At 56.4% G+C, this 13,901-nt stretch carries 15 protein-coding genes; 11 read left to right on the top strand and 4 right to left on the bottom strand.

Annotated features, from left to right (window positions below; all coding sequences use genetic code 11):
- Window positions 1-59: 59 nt before the first annotated feature.
- The 5 genes from ftsN (at window position 60) to rraA (ending at window position 4,561) form a co-directional block, all read left to right on the top strand.
- Complete coding sequence (gene ftsN, locus CU081_RS04540; protein WP_003862037.1) at window positions 60-1,028, top strand: cell division protein FtsN; 969 nt, start codon at window positions 60-62, stop codon at window positions 1,026-1,028.
- A gap of 94 nt (window positions 1,029-1,122) precedes the next feature.
- A complete protein-coding gene (gene hslV / locus CU081_RS04535; RefSeq protein ID WP_003862036.1) occupies window positions 1,123-1,653 on the top strand; it encodes an ATP-dependent protease subunit HslV in 531 nt (176 codons plus the stop codon).
- A gap of 9 nt (window positions 1,654-1,662) precedes the next feature.
- Window positions 1,663-2,994 carry an HslU--HslV peptidase ATPase subunit gene (gene hslU / locus CU081_RS04530; RefSeq protein WP_058647351.1) on the top strand — a complete coding sequence of 444 codons (1,332 nt, stop codon included), beginning with the start codon at window positions 1,663-1,665 and terminating at the stop codon, window positions 2,992-2,994.
- 68 nt (window positions 2,995-3,062) lie between these two features.
- Complete coding sequence (menA, locus tag CU081_RS04525) at window positions 3,063-3,983, top strand: 1,4-dihydroxy-2-naphthoate polyprenyltransferase (RefSeq protein ID WP_022652060.1); 921 nt, start codon at window positions 3,063-3,065, stop codon at window positions 3,981-3,983.
- 92 nt (window positions 3,984-4,075) lie between these two features.
- Entirely contained in the window at window positions 4,076-4,561 is a 486-nt protein-coding gene (gene rraA / locus CU081_RS04520; protein ID WP_003862032.1) for a ribonuclease E activity regulator RraA, read from the top strand.
- Between the two features lie 80 nt (window positions 4,562-4,641).
- On the opposite strand, the gene zapB is transcribed toward rraA, so the two are convergent.
- Window positions 4,642-4,881, bottom strand: coding sequence for a septal ring assembly protein ZapB (gene zapB, locus CU081_RS04515; protein ID WP_003862031.1), 240 nt, complete (start codon window positions 4,879-4,881; stop codon window positions 4,642-4,644).
- 399 nt (window positions 4,882-5,280) lie between these two features.
- Here zapB and CU081_RS04510 point away from each other — a divergent pair, with 399 nt between their 5' ends.
- The 4 genes from CU081_RS04510 to fpr all read left to right on the top strand — a co-directional run bounded on the left by CU081_RS04510 (window position 5,281) and on the right by fpr (window position 9,633).
- On the top strand, window positions 5,281-6,126 hold the full coding sequence (locus CU081_RS04510; RefSeq protein ID WP_003862030.1) for an MIP/aquaporin family protein: 846 nt from the start codon (window positions 5,281-5,283) through the stop codon (window positions 6,124-6,126).
- 21 nt (window positions 6,127-6,147) lie between these two features.
- Complete coding sequence (gene glpK, locus CU081_RS04505; protein ID WP_003862028.1) at window positions 6,148-7,656, top strand: glycerol kinase GlpK; 1,509 nt, start codon at window positions 6,148-6,150, stop codon at window positions 7,654-7,656.
- Between the two features lie 123 nt (window positions 7,657-7,779).
- A complete protein-coding gene (gene glpX, locus CU081_RS04500; protein WP_003862027.1) occupies window positions 7,780-8,790 on the top strand; it encodes a class II fructose-bisphosphatase in 1,011 nt (336 codons plus the stop codon).
- A gap of 96 nt (window positions 8,791-8,886) precedes the next feature.
- Complete coding sequence (gene fpr, locus CU081_RS04495) at window positions 8,887-9,633, top strand: ferredoxin--NADP(+) reductase (protein WP_022652061.1); 747 nt, start codon at window positions 8,887-8,889, stop codon at window positions 9,631-9,633.
- Here the strand turns inward: fpr and CU081_RS04490 are convergent, their stop codons facing one another.
- A complete protein-coding gene (locus CU081_RS04490) occupies window positions 9,634-10,053 on the bottom strand; it encodes a DUF805 domain-containing protein (RefSeq protein ID WP_003862022.1) in 420 nt (139 codons plus the stop codon). It lies immediately after the preceding gene.
- A 112-nt stretch (window positions 10,054-10,165) separates the two neighbouring features.
- Here CU081_RS04490 and CU081_RS04485 point away from each other — a divergent pair, with 112 nt between their 5' ends.
- Both CU081_RS04485 and tpiA read left to right on the top strand, forming a co-directional pair.
- Window positions 10,166-10,762, top strand: a complete 597-nt coding sequence (locus CU081_RS04485; protein ID WP_022652062.1) for a DUF1454 family protein — start codon at window positions 10,166-10,168, stop codon at window positions 10,760-10,762.
- Between the two features lie 111 nt (window positions 10,763-10,873).
- Complete coding sequence (tpiA, locus tag CU081_RS04480; RefSeq protein WP_003862019.1) at window positions 10,874-11,641, top strand: triose-phosphate isomerase; 768 nt, start codon at window positions 10,874-10,876, stop codon at window positions 11,639-11,641.
- Between the two features lie 47 nt (window positions 11,642-11,688).
- Here tpiA and CU081_RS04475 read toward each other — a convergent pair whose 3' ends face one another.
- Together CU081_RS04475 and CU081_RS04470 are read right to left on the bottom strand one after the other, a co-directional pair.
- On the bottom strand, window positions 11,689-12,993 hold the full coding sequence (locus tag CU081_RS04475) for an SLC13 family permease (protein ID WP_022652063.1): 1,305 nt from the start codon (window positions 12,991-12,993) through the stop codon (window positions 11,689-11,691).
- A 73-nt stretch (window positions 12,994-13,066) separates the two neighbouring features.
- On the bottom strand, window positions 13,067-13,810 hold the full coding sequence (locus tag CU081_RS04470; protein WP_003862014.1) for a CDP-diacylglycerol diphosphatase: 744 nt from the start codon (window positions 13,808-13,810) through the stop codon (window positions 13,067-13,069).
- Between the last annotated feature and the right edge of the window lie 91 nt (window positions 13,811-13,901).

Below are 13,901 nucleotides of genomic sequence, written 5' to 3'. Positions count from 1 at the left end.
AGCCCCGTCGCTTAAGTAACATGGCGGGCTGACGAACGAATAAATACAGCGAAACGATAGTGGCACAACGAGATTATGTACGTCGCGGCCAGCCGGCACCTTCGCGACGCAAAAAGAGTAGTTCAAAAAGCAAGCAACGTAGCCTGTCTGCTGTCTCCCCAGCCATGGTCGCCATTGCTGCGGCTGTGCTGGTGGCCTTTATTGGCGGCCTTTACTTCATTACGCATCATAAAAAAGAAGAGTCTGAAGCCCTTCAGGGTAACAAGGTCGTCGGCAACGGCCTTCCTCCTAAGCCTGAAGAGCGCTGGCGCTACATTAAAGAGCTGGAAAGCCGCCAGCCTGGCGTACGTGCGCCTACCGAGCCTTCTGCCGGGGGTGAAGTGAAGAATGCCGATCAGCTGACGGACGAACAGCGTCAATTGCTCGCTCAGATGCAGGCGGACATGCGCCAGCAGCCTACGCAGTTGAACGAAGTGCCGTGGAACGAACAAACCCCGGCGCAGCGTCAGCAAACATTGCAGCGCCAGCGTCAGGCTCAGCAGCAAACGCAACAGCAGCAGTGGACGCAGACGCAGCCGGTACAGCAGCCGCGTTCACAACCGCAGCAGCAGACGCGTACCGTACAAACTCAGCCTGTCCAGCAGCAACCGAAGGCGCAGCCGCAGAAGCAAACGGCACAGCCGTATCAGGATCTGTTGCAGACGCCTGCGCATACCACTGCGCAACAGCCAAAAACGCAGCAGGCTGCGCCGGTCACCAAAGAGACCGAGGTGCCGAAGCAGACGGCTGAGAAAAAAGATGAACGCCGCTGGATGGTTCAGTGCGGTTCGTTTAAAGGCGCCGAACAGGCAGAAACGGTGCGTGCTCAGCTGGCATTTGAAGGATTTGACTCACGCATTACCACCAATAACGGCTGGAATCGCGTAGTGATTGGACCGGTCAAAGGCAAAGAAAACGCAGACGGCACCATTTCCCGTTTGAAAGTGGCTGGCCACACAAACTGCATTCGACTCGCCTCCGGGGGTTGAAACCCCCAAAATCCCCCCCATCTATCATTTAATTCAGCCCTGAGCACAGGCTCAGGGCTTCTGTTTCCCGAATCTGTAACCAGGGGGTCTGCTCGTGACAACAATAGTAAGTGTACGCCGTAACGGCCAGGTGGTAATTGCCGGTGATGGCCAGGCCACGCTGGGTAATACCGTCATGAAAGGCAACGTGAAGAAAGTACGTCGTCTTTATAACGACAAAGTGATCGCCGGTTTCGCAGGCGGCACGGCTGATGCCTTCACGCTGTTTGAACTGTTTGAACGCAAACTGGAAATGCATCAGGGTCATCTGGTGAAAGCCGCCGTTGAGCTGGCAAAAGACTGGCGTACCGACCGCATGCTACGCAAGCTCGAAGCGCTGCTGGCCGTGGCTGACGAAAACGCCTCGCTGATCATCACCGGTAACGGCGACGTAGTTCAGCCTGAAAACGACCTGATTGCCATCGGCTCTGGCGGCCCGTACGCCCAGGCCGCAGCCCGTGCGCTGTTGGAAAATACCGACATGAACGCGCGCGATATCGCGGTGAAAGCGTTGGATATTGCAGGTGATATCTGCATCTATACCAACCACAATCACACCATCGAAGAATTACCGTCTAAAGCGTAAGGATCGCCCATGTCTGAAATGACCCCACGCGAAATTGTCAGCGAACTGAACAAACACATTATCGGCCAGGACAATGCCAAGCGCTCCGTGGCTATCGCACTGCGTAACCGCTGGCGTCGCATGCAGCTCGACGAAGAGCTTCGCCACGAAGTGACGCCAAAAAATATTCTGATGATCGGCCCGACCGGTGTGGGTAAAACCGAAATCGCCCGTCGTCTGGCCAAACTGGCTAACGCGCCGTTCATCAAAGTTGAAGCCACTAAGTTCACCGAAGTGGGCTATGTGGGTAAAGAAGTGGACTCCATCATCCGCGATCTGACCGATTCGGCGATTAAGATGGTGCGCGTCCAGGCGATTGAGAAAAACCGCTATCGCGCCGAAGAGATGGCCGAAGAGCGTATTCTCGACGTGCTGATCCCACCGGCAAAAAACAACTGGGGACAGGCTGAACAGCAGTCTGAACCTTCTGCTGCGCGTCAGGCATTCCGCAAAAAACTGCGCGAAGGCGAGCTGGACGATAAAGAGATTGAGATCGATCTCGCTGCCGCGCCAATGGGCGTGGAAATTATGGCGCCTCCGGGCATGGAAGAGATGACCAGCCAGTTGCAGTCCATGTTCCAGAACCTGGGCGGGGAGAAGCAGAAAGCGCGTAAGCTGAAAATCAAAGACGCGATGAAGCTGCTGATTGAAGAAGAAGCCGCGAAGCTGGTTAACCCGGAGGAGCTGAAACAGGACGCTATCGACGCGGTTGAGCAGCACGGTATCGTGTTTATCGACGAAATCGACAAAATCTGTAAGCGCGGCAACGCGTCCGGCCCGGATGTCTCCCGCGAAGGCGTTCAGCGCGACCTGCTGCCGCTGGTGGAAGGGTGCACCGTCTCCACCAAGCACGGCATGGTTAAGACTGACCACATTCTGTTTATCGCCTCCGGTGCGTTCCAGATTGCCAGCCCGTCTGACCTGATCCCGGAACTCCAGGGTCGTCTGCCAATCCGCGTTGAGTTGCAGGCGCTGACCACCGAAGATTTCGAACGTATCCTGACTGAGCCAAACGCTTCTGTGACCGTACAGTACAAAGCGCTGATGGCGACCGAAGGCGTGAACATTGAATTTACCGATGACGGTATCAAGCGCATCGCCCAGGCCGCGTGGCAGGTCAACGAAACCACCGAGAACATCGGTGCGCGTCGTCTGCACACCGTGCTGGAACGCCTGATGGAAGACATCTCTTATGATGCGAGCGACCTTAACGGTCAAAGCATTACCATTGACGCAGACTATGTGGGCAAACACCTGGATGCGTTAGTGGCAGATGAAGATCTGAGCCGTTTTATTCTATAATCGCGTTCAATGCATTTTCATCACTGTTGATGGGGGCTATGGCCCCCATTTTTATTGGCTAAATAACTATGACTGATATCAGCCGTACACAGGCGTGGCTCGAAAGTCTGCGCCCTAAAACGCTTCCTCTGGCTTTTGCCGCCATTATTGTCGGTACCACGCTTGCCTGGTGGCAGGGTCATTTCGATCCGCTGGTAGCAGGCCTGGCGCTTGTCACCGCCGGGCTGCTGCAAATCCTCTCTAATCTCGCAAATGATTACGGCGATGCGGTAAAGGGCAGCGACAAGCCTGACCGTATCGGGCCGCTGCGCGGGATGCAAAAAGGGGTGATTACCCAGGCACAGATGAAACGGGCGCTGATTATCACCGTGGTATTGATTTGCCTGTCCGGGCTGGCGCTGGTGACGGTCGCGTCGAAAACCACCAGTGATTTCATTGGCTTCCTGGTGCTGGGCTTGCTTGCCATTATTGCAGCCATTACCTATACCGTCGGGACGCGTCCTTACGGGTATATTGGCCTGGGCGACATCTCCGTGCTGGTGTTCTTCGGCTGGCTGAGCGTGATGGGAAGCTGGTACTTGCAGGCGCATACGGTGATACCTGCCCTGTTCCTGCCGGCGACCGCCTGCGGTCTGCTGGCGACGGCGGTGCTGAATATCAATAACCTGCGCGACATCGACAGCGACCGCGAGAACGGTAAAAACACGCTGGCCGTGCGTCTGGGTCCGGTGAATGCACGCCGCTATCACGCCTTCCTGCTCATCGGCGCGCTGGTCTGCCTGGCACTGTTCAATCTGATCTCTCTGCACAGCCTGTGGGGCTGGCTGTTTGTGCTCGCCGCACCGCTGCTGATTAAGCAGGCCCGCTATGTCATGCGTGAACGCAGCCCGGCCGCCATGCCACCGATGCTGGAACGTACGGTAAAAGGCGCGTTACTGACTAACCTGCTGTTCGTCATCGGGATTGTCTTAAGCCAGACGCTGAGTTAGCTGACAAATATCAATTAACAATTGATGATTTTGCCAACAACGCATTTCGCACGATATACTGAACACATTCGCAGCAACAGAGCGTTAAACCTATGAAATACGATACCTCCGAGCTTTGTGACATCTACCAGGAAGATGTCAACGTCGTTGAACCCCTGTTCTCCAACTTTGGTGGACGGTCGTCGTTTGGCGGACAAATCATCACGGTGAAATGTTTCGAGGACAACGGGTTGCTGTACGATCTGCTCGAAGAGAACGGTCGTGGCCGCGTTCTGCTGGTGGATGGTGGCGGTTCAGTGCGCCGTGCACTGATCGATGCGGACCTCGCCCGCCTTGCGGTGCAAAACGAGTGGGAAGGGATTGTGGTCTACGGCTCCGTGCGCCAGGTGGACGATCTGGAAGATCTGGATATCGGTATTCAGGCCATTGCCGCCATTCCGGTTGGCGCAGCGGGTGAAGGCATCGGCGAAAGCGACGTGCGCGTTAACTTCGGCGGCGTGACCTTCTTCTCGGGTGACCACCTTTATGCTGACAATACCGGCATTATCCTTTCTGAGGATGCGCTGGATATTGAGTAGTTAATCGGTAAGCGAGATGCATAAAAAAGCCGGGTGGCGGCTACGCCTTACCCGGCCTGTTCAATTCATTCCCAAGGAAATCAGACTTCTTCCATACGTCCCAGCAGCGCCTGCAAGCGTTCCTGCCAGCCGTTCTGCTGTTCGCGCAGCTGGTTGTTTTCGCGCTCCAGTTCTTCGCGGCTGTGCTGAGCGTTCTGAACTTCCTGAGACAGGGAGTTGTTCTTCTCTTTCAGTTCTTCAATTTCCATTTGCAGCAGCGTGATGGTGTCAATCGCCTGCTGTACTTTCGATTCCAGTTTCTCAAACACTTCTAAAGACATGATCCTACCTCTCCTGAATTGCAAGGCGACGCTTTAACGTAAACGCGCACAACATATGTTCCGATTGTATGGAGCGCCGTCGTCCCTGTCCAGCGGCATGCCACGCAGATCGTGGTTTGCAACACTTTTCGGCCTCGTCCTGGTGCGTTCGCCGCATATACCCCTAAGTTGTTAACCCATAAGTTAAAGAAATGATTCAACCCACAATCATTACCTGATGCAAAAACGCGCTTTATGGCGCGAAAACGCTCATTTTATTGACACAGACCACACATTTCGATTTCGATATTTCTCGTTTGTGCTCGTTAACGATAAATTAACACTATGTCTACAGGGCATCGTGACTGTCACGGGCGGTCACGCAAACAATAAACATTACTCTTTTGCAGGATTCCGATTATGAGTCAGACATCAACCTTAAAAGGCCAGTGCATTGCCGAGTTCCTGGGTACCGGGTTGTTGATATTCTTCGGAGTAGGCTGTGTCGCTGCACTGAAAGTGGCGGGTGCCAGTTTTGGTCAGTGGGAAATCAGTATTATCTGGGGTCTGGGCGTGGCGATGGCCATCTACCTGACCGCAGGGGTTTCCGGCGCACATCTTAACCCGGCGGTGACCATCGCGTTGTGGCTATTCGCGTGCTTTGACGGACGCAAAGTTGTTCCTTTCATCATTTCGCAATTTGCCGGCGCCTTTTGCGCAGCGGCGTTAGTTTACGGGCTTTATTACAATCTTTTCATCGACTTCGAACAGACGCATCATATGGTGCGTGGCAGTGTCGAAAGTCTGGATCTGGCAGGCATTTTCTCAACGTATCCGAATCCGCATATCAATTTTGTGCAGGCGTTCGCAGTTGAAATGGTGATTACCGCTATTCTGATGGGCGTCATTATGGCGCTGGGCGACGACGGAAACGGCATTCCGCGCGGCCCGCTGGCACCACTTCTGATTGGCCTTCTGATTGCGGTGATTGGCGCATCCATGGGTCCGCTGACCGGTTTTGCGATGAATCCGGCGCGTGACCTGGGTCCAAAAACCTTCGCCTTCTTTGCGGGATGGGGCGATGTCGCCTTCACGGGCGGCAAAGACATTCCTTACTTCCTGGTTCCGCTGTTCGGGCCAATTGTAGGGGCGGCACTGGGCGCATTCGGCTATCGCAAATTAATTGGTCGCCACTTACCGTGCGACACCTGTGTGGAAGAGGAAAAAGAGACAACTTCCACCACACAACAAAAAGCTTCGCTGTAATCTGACTACGGGACACATACCATGACCGAAAAAAAATATATCGTTGCGCTCGACCAGGGCACTACCAGCTCCCGCGCTGTCGTAATGGATCATGACGCGAACATTGTCAGCGTGTCTCAACGCGAATTTGAGCAAATTTATCCGCGTCCAGGCTGGGTTGAACACGACCCGATGGAGATCTGGGCGTCACAAAGCTCCACGCTGGTGGAAGTGCTGGCGAAAGCCGACATCAGTTCTGACCAGATTGCCGCTATCGGTATCACCAACCAGCGTGAAACGACTGTGGTCTGGGAGCGCGAAACCGGTAAGCCCATCTACAATGCCATCGTCTGGCAGTGCCGCCGTACGTCAGAGATCTGCGAACAGCTGAAGCGCGACGGGATGGAAGAGTACGTGCGCAGCGCCACCGGCCTGGTGGTTGACCCCTATTTCTCCGGCACCAAAGTGAAGTGGATCCTCGACCACGTGGAAGGTTCACGCGAGCGCGCACGTCGTGGCGAGCTGCTCTTCGGTACCGTCGATACCTGGCTTATCTGGAAGATGACTCAGGGACGCGTTCACGTCACCGACTACACCAACGCCTCGCGCACCATGCTGTTCAACATCAACACTCTGGAGTGGGATGACAAGATGCTGGACGCGCTGGACATTCCGCGAGCGATGCTGCCAGACGTGCGTAAATCTTCAGAAGTGTACGGCCAGACCAACATTGGCGGTAAAGGCGGCACGCGTATTCCTATCGCCGGTATCGCCGGTGACCAGCAGGCAGCCCTGTTCGGCCAGCTGTGCGTAAAAGAAGGGATGGCGAAGAACACCTACGGCACCGGCTGCTTTATGCTGATGAACACGGGCGAGAAAGCGGTGAAATCAGAAAACGGTCTGCTGACCACCATCGCCTGCGGCCCGCGCGGCGAAGTGAACTATGCCCTGGAAGGCGCGGTATTCATGGCGGGTGCCTCCATTCAGTGGCTGCGCGACGAGATGAAGCTGATTAGCGACGCGTTTGACTCCGAATACTTCGCGACCAAAGTGAAAGACACCAACGGCGTGTACGTGGTGCCAGCGTTCACCGGTCTGGGCGCACCGTACTGGGATCCGTACGCCCGCGGCGCGATTTTCGGCCTGACGCGCGGCGTGAACTCAAACCACATCATTCGCGCGACGCTGGAATCCATCGCCTACCAGACGCGCGACGTGCTGGAAGCGATGCAGGCTGACTCCGGCATTCGTCTGCACGCCCTGCGCGTGGACGGCGGTGCAGTAGCCAACAACTTTCTGATGCAGTTCCAGTCCGACATTCTGGGCACTCGCGTTGAACGTCCTGAGGTGCGAGAAGTGACGGCGCTGGGCGCGGCGTATCTGGCAGGTCTGGCGGTTGGCTTCTGGCAAAACCTCGACGAGCTTCAGGAAAAAGCGGTTATCGAACGCGAATTCCGTCCTGGCATCGAAACCACCGAGCGCAACTACCGCTACAGCGGCTGGAAGAAAGCGGTGAAACGTGCCCTGGCGTGGGAAGAGCACGACGAGTAAGCCTATATTCCCTCTCCCCTGGGGAGAGGGTTAGGGTGAGGGGCTCCAACCGCACCGGTCCCCTCGCCCCTCCCCACTCTGTGATAAACTTCGTGCAATTCCTTTTGATTGTACGAGTACCTCATGAAACGTGAACTTGCTATCGAGTTTTCCCGCGTCACCGAAGCTGCCGCCCTCGCAGGCTACAAGTGGCTGGGCCGTGGCGACAAAAATACCGCAGACGGCGCAGCCGTCCACGCCATGCGCATTGTGCTTAATCAGGTTAACATCGACGGCACTATCGTCATCGGTGAAGGCGAGATCGACGAAGCGCCGATGCTCTACATCGGTGAAAAGGTCGGGACCGGCAAAGGCGATGCGGTGGATATCGCGGTCGACCCGATCGAAGGCACGCGCATGACGGCGATGGGCCAGGCCAACGCGCTGGCGGTACTGGCGGTGGGCGATAAGGGCTGCTTCCTCAACGCGCCCGATATGTACATGGAAAAGCTGATCGTCGGTCCTGGCGCTAAAGGCGCTATCGACCTTAGTCTGCCGCTGGACGCCAACCTGCGCAATATCGCTGCGGCGCTGGGTAAAGCGCTCAGCGAACTCACCGTGACCATTCTGGCGAAACCGCGCCACGACGCCACCATCGCGTACCTGCAAACGCTTGGCGTGCGCGTATTTGCTATTCCGGATGGCGACGTTGCCGCCTCTATTCTGACCTGCATGCCTGACAGCGAAGTCGACGCGCTTTACGGCATCGGCGGCGCGCCGGAGGGTGTGGTCTCTGCGGCAGTGATCCGCGCGCTGGACGGCGATATGCAGGCGCGTCTGCTGCCACGCCATGAGGTCAAAGGCGACAGCGACGAGAACCTTCGCATTGGTGCAGACGAACTGGCGCGCTGCGCGGCGATGGGCATCGAGGCCAATAAAGTGCTCGCGCTAAACGAGATGGCCCGCAGCGATAACGTGGTCTTCTCCGCAACCGGCATCACCAAAGGCGATCTGCTGGACGGCATCACCCGCAAGGGTAACATGGCCACCACTGAAACCCTGCTGATCCGCGGTAAATCCCGCACTATTCGCCGCATTAAGTCCATTCATTATCTCGATCGTAAAGATCCGGACGTACAGACGCACATTCTGTAAAACCGTTTGATCGATAGAGCTTTCCGGCCCGAATGGGCTGGAAATGTTTCCCACAAGTACGGAAGATAGAAGAGAGAAACAGCACAGGAGAAGATCATGGCGGACTGGGTAACAGGTAAAGTCACAAAGGTACAGTTCTGGACCGATGCGCTATTTAGCCTCACTCTGCACGCTCCCGTTCATCCGTTTACTGCCGGGCAGTTTGCCAAACTCGGGCTGGATATCGACGGTGAACGCGTACAGCGCGCCTACTCTTACGTTAATGCGCCTGATAACCCGGACCTTGAGTTCTATCTGGTCACCGTCCCGGACGGTAAGCTCAGCCCGCGCCTCGCCGCGCTGAAGCCAGGCGATGAAGTGCAGATTGTCTCCGACGCGGCGGGGTTCTTCGTGCTGGATGAAATCCCCGACTGTGACACGCTCTGGATGCTGGCGACCGGCACGGCCATCGGCCCGTATCTTTCCATTCTGCAATACGGCAAAGATCTGGAGCGCTTTAAAAATATCGTGCTGGTTCACGCCGCGCGCTACGCCGCAGACCTGAGCTATTTGCCGCAGATGCAGGCGCTGGAACAGCGTTACGGCGGGAAATTAAAGATTCAGACGGTGGTCAGCCGCGAAACCGCAGACGGCTCGTTAACCGGCCGCGTTCCGGCGTTGATTGAAAGCGGCGCGCTGGAAGAGGCGGTGGGTTTACCGATGAATACCGAAACCAGCCATGTGATGCTGTGCGGTAACCCGCAGATGGTACGCGATACGCAGCAGCTGCTGAAAGATACCCGACAGATGACGAAGCACCTTCGCCGCCGGCCGGGCCACATGACCGCTGAACACTACTGGTGATCAGCGGTACTTCACCTCAAGGGTATCTTTACCATATTTGTTCTCGCTCTGGGTGCCGATAAACGCGCCCAGTTCGACAACCATCATCACAAAGATAACCGTCGGCAGCAGTCTGCCCACCACCCATGGGAGGATTGAGGGCAGCAATGACCAGTTCCCCGCCACCAGCATCCACGCCAGGATAATCAGGAAAGCCCATGCGCCGGAGCGGCCACGATCGTGCAGACGTTTCACCACCACGGCGGCGGTTGGCCACAGTAAACAGACCAGCGCAAATGCCGCGGTTTGCGTGCTCAGCCATGCGTTGTAGGCAACAAAAAACAGAAGCAGCATGGCGACAACCCACGTTGCAATCCAGATCCAGAAGTCACGGCGCCCAATACGCCCTTTGAATGAAAACAGCCACTGCTGTATGGTCATGTAAGGTTCCTTATTATTGTTTAGCCCGCATTTTACCCTGGAGTTGTGACCTTTTGACAAGCCGACCAGATATCGTTTTAATCATGGGCAATGACGGCCAGGGGCAATGTTGATGAAAAGTTCGGCACACTCTCTTTATTTGTGTTTAGCGATGCTGTGCGCCAGTTTTTCCCTGTACGCCACGGAAACGGCTTCCCCGGTCACCGCCCCCTATCTTCTGGCGGGCGCTCCCTCTTTCGATCAATCTATCAGCCAGTTCCGCGAAGCCTTCAACAAAGAAAACCCCTCACTTCCGTTGGGAGAGTTCCGAGCGATTGACAGCGCCCGCGATACGCCGACCCTGACCCGCGCGGCCAGCAAAATTAACGAGAATCTGTATGCCTCTACCGCCCTTGAGCGCGGAACGTTAAAAATCAAAAGCATGCAGATCACCTGGCTGCCGATTCAGGGCCCAGAGCAGAAAGCGGCGAAAGCGAAAGCGCTGGAGTACATGAGCGCTATTCTGCGCGCCTTTACCCCCACCTTCACGAAAGCACAAAGCCAGCAAAAGCTGCAAAAACTACTTACCGCGGGGAAAAACAAACGCTATTACGCCGATACGGAAGGTGCCGTTCGCTATGTCGTCGCAGATAACGGCGAAAAGGGGCTGACCTTCGCGGTTGAACCGATTAAGCTGGCCCTATCAGACGCACTCGAGGGGGCGAATTAATGACAAAAAGCAAAGCCTTTCGAGGGAAAATCTCTATACTGATTCACAGACCATGCTGCCCTTAAGGGTGGCCATATTCCTTAATTCGCTTATTGAGCGTGGAGAATTGAAATGCGACATCCTTTAGTGATGGGTAACTGGAAACTGAACGGCAGCCGCCACATGGTAAACGAACTGGTTGCTAACCTGCGTAAAGAGCTGGCTGGCGTGACCGGCTGCGCGGTTGCTATCGCTCCGCCGGATATGTACCTGGATCTGGCTAAACGTGCCGCTGACGGCAGCCACATCATTCTGGGCGCGCAGAACGTTGACGTTAACCTGTCTGGCGCGTTTACCGGTGAAACCTCCGCTGAAATGCTGAAAGACATCGGCGCGAAATACATCATCATCGGCCACTCTGAGCGTCGCACCTACCACAAAGAATCTGACGAGTTCATCGCGAAGAAATTCGCTGTGCTGAAAGAGCAGGGTCTGATCCCGGTTCTGTGCATCGGTGAAACCGAAGCAGAAAACGAAGCGGGTAAAACCGAAGAAGTGTGCGCACGTCAGATCGACGCTGTGCTGAAAACCCAGGGCGCGGCAGCGTTCGAAGGCGCGGTTATCGCATACGAGCCAGTCTGGGCGATCGGTACCGGCAAATCTGCAACTCCAGCGCAGGCACAGGCGGTGCACAAGTTCATTCGTGACCACATTGCGAAAGCAGACGCGAAAGTGGCGGAGCAGGTCATCATCCAGTACGGCGGTTCCGTTAACGCATCAAACGCAGCTGAGCTGTTCACCCAGCCAGACATCGATGGCGCGCTGGTTGGCGGCGCATCCCTGAAAGCAGACGCTTTCGCGGTGATCGTTAAAGCGGCAGAAGCGGCTAAGCAGGCGTAATTGCCTTTGTGGCGGGTGGCGCTTCGCTAACCCGCCCTACAAAACCACTACAAACGTCCTAATACGCTAAACCACAAATAATCCAGCGGCAGCAGCACCAGGTACGTCGCAATCGCCAGCGCCAGACAGAGCAGCATCCCCGCCTTCGCAGGCACTTTCCCTAAGCCCATCGCCACCACAATTGGCGACGCCTGATACGGCAGCAGCGGCGTGGAATACCCCAGCACCTGAATCATGATCACCGACAGCAGCGGGAAGCCGGTCGCGTCGGAGAAGCTCTGCGCCAGCGTGGTGTACAGCGCCGGAACGCCATTGGCGGTCATAATGAAGTTGAGCGCCGTGGTGATCCCCGTCAGCGCCAGGAAGCTGGTAAACGGGCGATCTGCATCCAGCGGCATGATATGGAGCAACGCTTCACCTACGGCCGCACCGATACCGGTCTGCGTTACCGTAATGGCCAGCCCGAGTATACCCGCGACGTAAATACAGGTACGCATATTCACCCCCGCCGAGAACTCCTCCCCGGTGATAAAACCTATACGCGGCAGCATAACGACGACTGAGGCCGCCAGCCCTGTCCACGCTGGGCCCACGCCGTGCCAGCTCTCCATCACCCACATCGTCAACACCACCGCCAGCAGCCAGGCGAGCCGTTTTTCGTCACGCCCCATCGGTTCCGATGGCGCGAGATCCTTCGCCGGTTTCGGGTTGCCGGGGAACAGCCAGCAGATCAGGCCAATCAGAATCAGGCCTTTGAGAATACCCAGCACCGGGGTGTGCAGCAGCAGATACGGAACATAGTTCAGGTGGATGCCGTATGAGCCTTCCGCCGCGCCGCTCATCACCAGGTTGGGCACGTTGGCGGGCAAAATAGTGGCCGAGAGCTGGAAGGTGCCAAACCCGACCGCCAGCGCCAGGCCAAACCAGGCCCGCGAGCCATCAGGAATGCCGGCCCGCTTCGCCATCGCGGCGACAATCGGCATCAGAAGCGCAATACGTCCCATGTTCGACGGCATCACGAATGCCAGGGCATAGCTCAGTAGCACAACGCTTGCCACCATCAGCACCCAGGAGTCGGTAAGCTTTGCCGACAGCGCCCGGGCGGCCCTGTCCGCCAGGCCGGTTTTCCGAATCGCCACACCCAGCACAAAGCCGCTGAACACCAGCCAGAAGGCAGACGAGGCGAAGCCGCCGAAGATCACTTCCGGCGGGGCGATTCTGGCGGTCATCGCCGCCGTGAAAAACAACAGCGCGGTGATAAATTCGGGCAACAGCGACGTCGCCCACAGCACGATGGTGACGCCGACGATCAGCGAGGGAAGCAGCAGAGGATGCGTTAACCAGAGCGACATACCTGTCTCCTGTAGAATTTTTCAGCAAGTCTACGGCGACAGGCAGGGCGAGTAAACGCTATTTATGGTGGGGTCACTTCAGGATATCGCATTGATGATCCTGCAATTCCTCAGCTGACGCGCGGTTAAAGGTAAGCAAATTACGCTCTGTCGCCAGCAATACAAACGAGCCGTCTGACTGCTGCGCCATCGCCAGCGCGAAGCGTCCCATATGGTCGCGCGCTTCTGGCAGCTCTTCCGCCAGCATCATAAACGGGCTGCGCTGCACCAGTTCGTTCTCCGTCACCCGACGGGCAAGGTATTCATGCCCTTCCAGCCCGCCCGGAAGCGGTAACCACTGGGTGCTGATTTGCCCCTGCGACGCGTTCAGCTTCTCGCGCACGTCTGGGCGCAGACAGGAGATGTGGATATGAAAATGGTTTTGCGTGCGCCCGGTCGGGGAGTTGATGGTTAGCGAAACGGCGCTGTCAGGCACGTCGGCCCCTCGTTTCATGCTCATAAAATGACGAGACTGCCATGCCAGCCAGAAGAAATTCGGTGTCTGCGGCTCTGTCAGCAGCGGGCTTTCAGTGCCGTTGATACGGTACGTGGGCATCAGCAGGTATTGCAACGGTCCGTTGCGGTCTTTGAACACCACGTAGCCCGCATCTGGCTTCACCTGCGCGCACGGTGCCGGGTTACGGTTATGCAGCTGGTTGGGCACACACTGGTCGAGAACGATATGACGCAACGCATTCGGATTACCCGCTTTCATCCAGTACACGCCGCCTGCGGCAAGGGCGATAACGATCAGAATCAGTAAGATAATTTTTTTCACAACGCGTTCCCTGTTTTCAATAGAGGCAAAAGAGTAACGCAAAATGATGACCAAATAAAAAACCCGGCGGATTTCTCACACCGGGTTACCG

The organism is Enterobacter sp. CRENT-193 (assembly GCF_002787395.1).
GTDB lineage: Bacteria > Pseudomonadota > Gammaproteobacteria > Enterobacterales > Enterobacteriaceae > Enterobacter > Enterobacter hormaechei_C.
This window is presented reverse-complemented; position numbering and strand designations above follow the sequence as displayed.

Excerpts from the sequence above, each read along its gene's own strand:
- hslU (WP_058647351.1), top strand. The coding sequence starts at position 1,663 with ATGTCTGAAATGACCCCACGCGAAATTGTCAGCGAACTGAACAAACAC.
- menA (WP_022652060.1), top strand. The coding sequence starts at position 3,063 with ATGACTGATATCAGCCGTACACAGGCGTGGCTCGAAAGTCTGCGCCCT.
- rraA (WP_003862032.1), top strand. The coding sequence starts at position 4,076 with ATGAAATACGATACCTCCGAGCTTTGTGACATCTACCAGGAAGATGTC.
- zapB (WP_003862031.1), bottom strand. The coding sequence starts at position 4,881 with ATGTCTTTAGAAGTGTTTGAGAAACTGGAATCGAAAGTACAGCAGGCG.
- CU081_RS04510 (WP_003862030.1), top strand. The coding sequence starts at position 5,281 with ATGAGTCAGACATCAACCTTAAAAGGCCAGTGCATTGCCGAGTTCCTG.
- glpK (WP_003862028.1), top strand. The coding sequence starts at position 6,148 with ATGACCGAAAAAAAATATATCGTTGCGCTCGACCAGGGCACTACCAGC.
- glpX (WP_003862027.1), top strand. The coding sequence starts at position 7,780 with ATGAAACGTGAACTTGCTATCGAGTTTTCCCGCGTCACCGAAGCTGCC.
- fpr (WP_022652061.1), top strand. The coding sequence starts at position 8,887 with ATGGCGGACTGGGTAACAGGTAAAGTCACAAAGGTACAGTTCTGGACC.
- CU081_RS04490 (WP_003862022.1), bottom strand. The coding sequence starts at position 10,053 with ATGACCATACAGCAGTGGCTGTTTTCATTCAAAGGGCGTATTGGGCGC.
- CU081_RS04485 (WP_022652062.1), top strand. The coding sequence starts at position 10,166 with ATGAAAAGTTCGGCACACTCTCTTTATTTGTGTTTAGCGATGCTGTGC.
- tpiA (WP_003862019.1), top strand. The coding sequence starts at position 10,874 with ATGCGACATCCTTTAGTGATGGGTAACTGGAAACTGAACGGCAGCCGC.
- CU081_RS04475 (WP_022652063.1), bottom strand. The coding sequence starts at position 12,993 with ATGTCGCTCTGGTTAACGCATCCTCTGCTGCTTCCCTCGCTGATCGTC.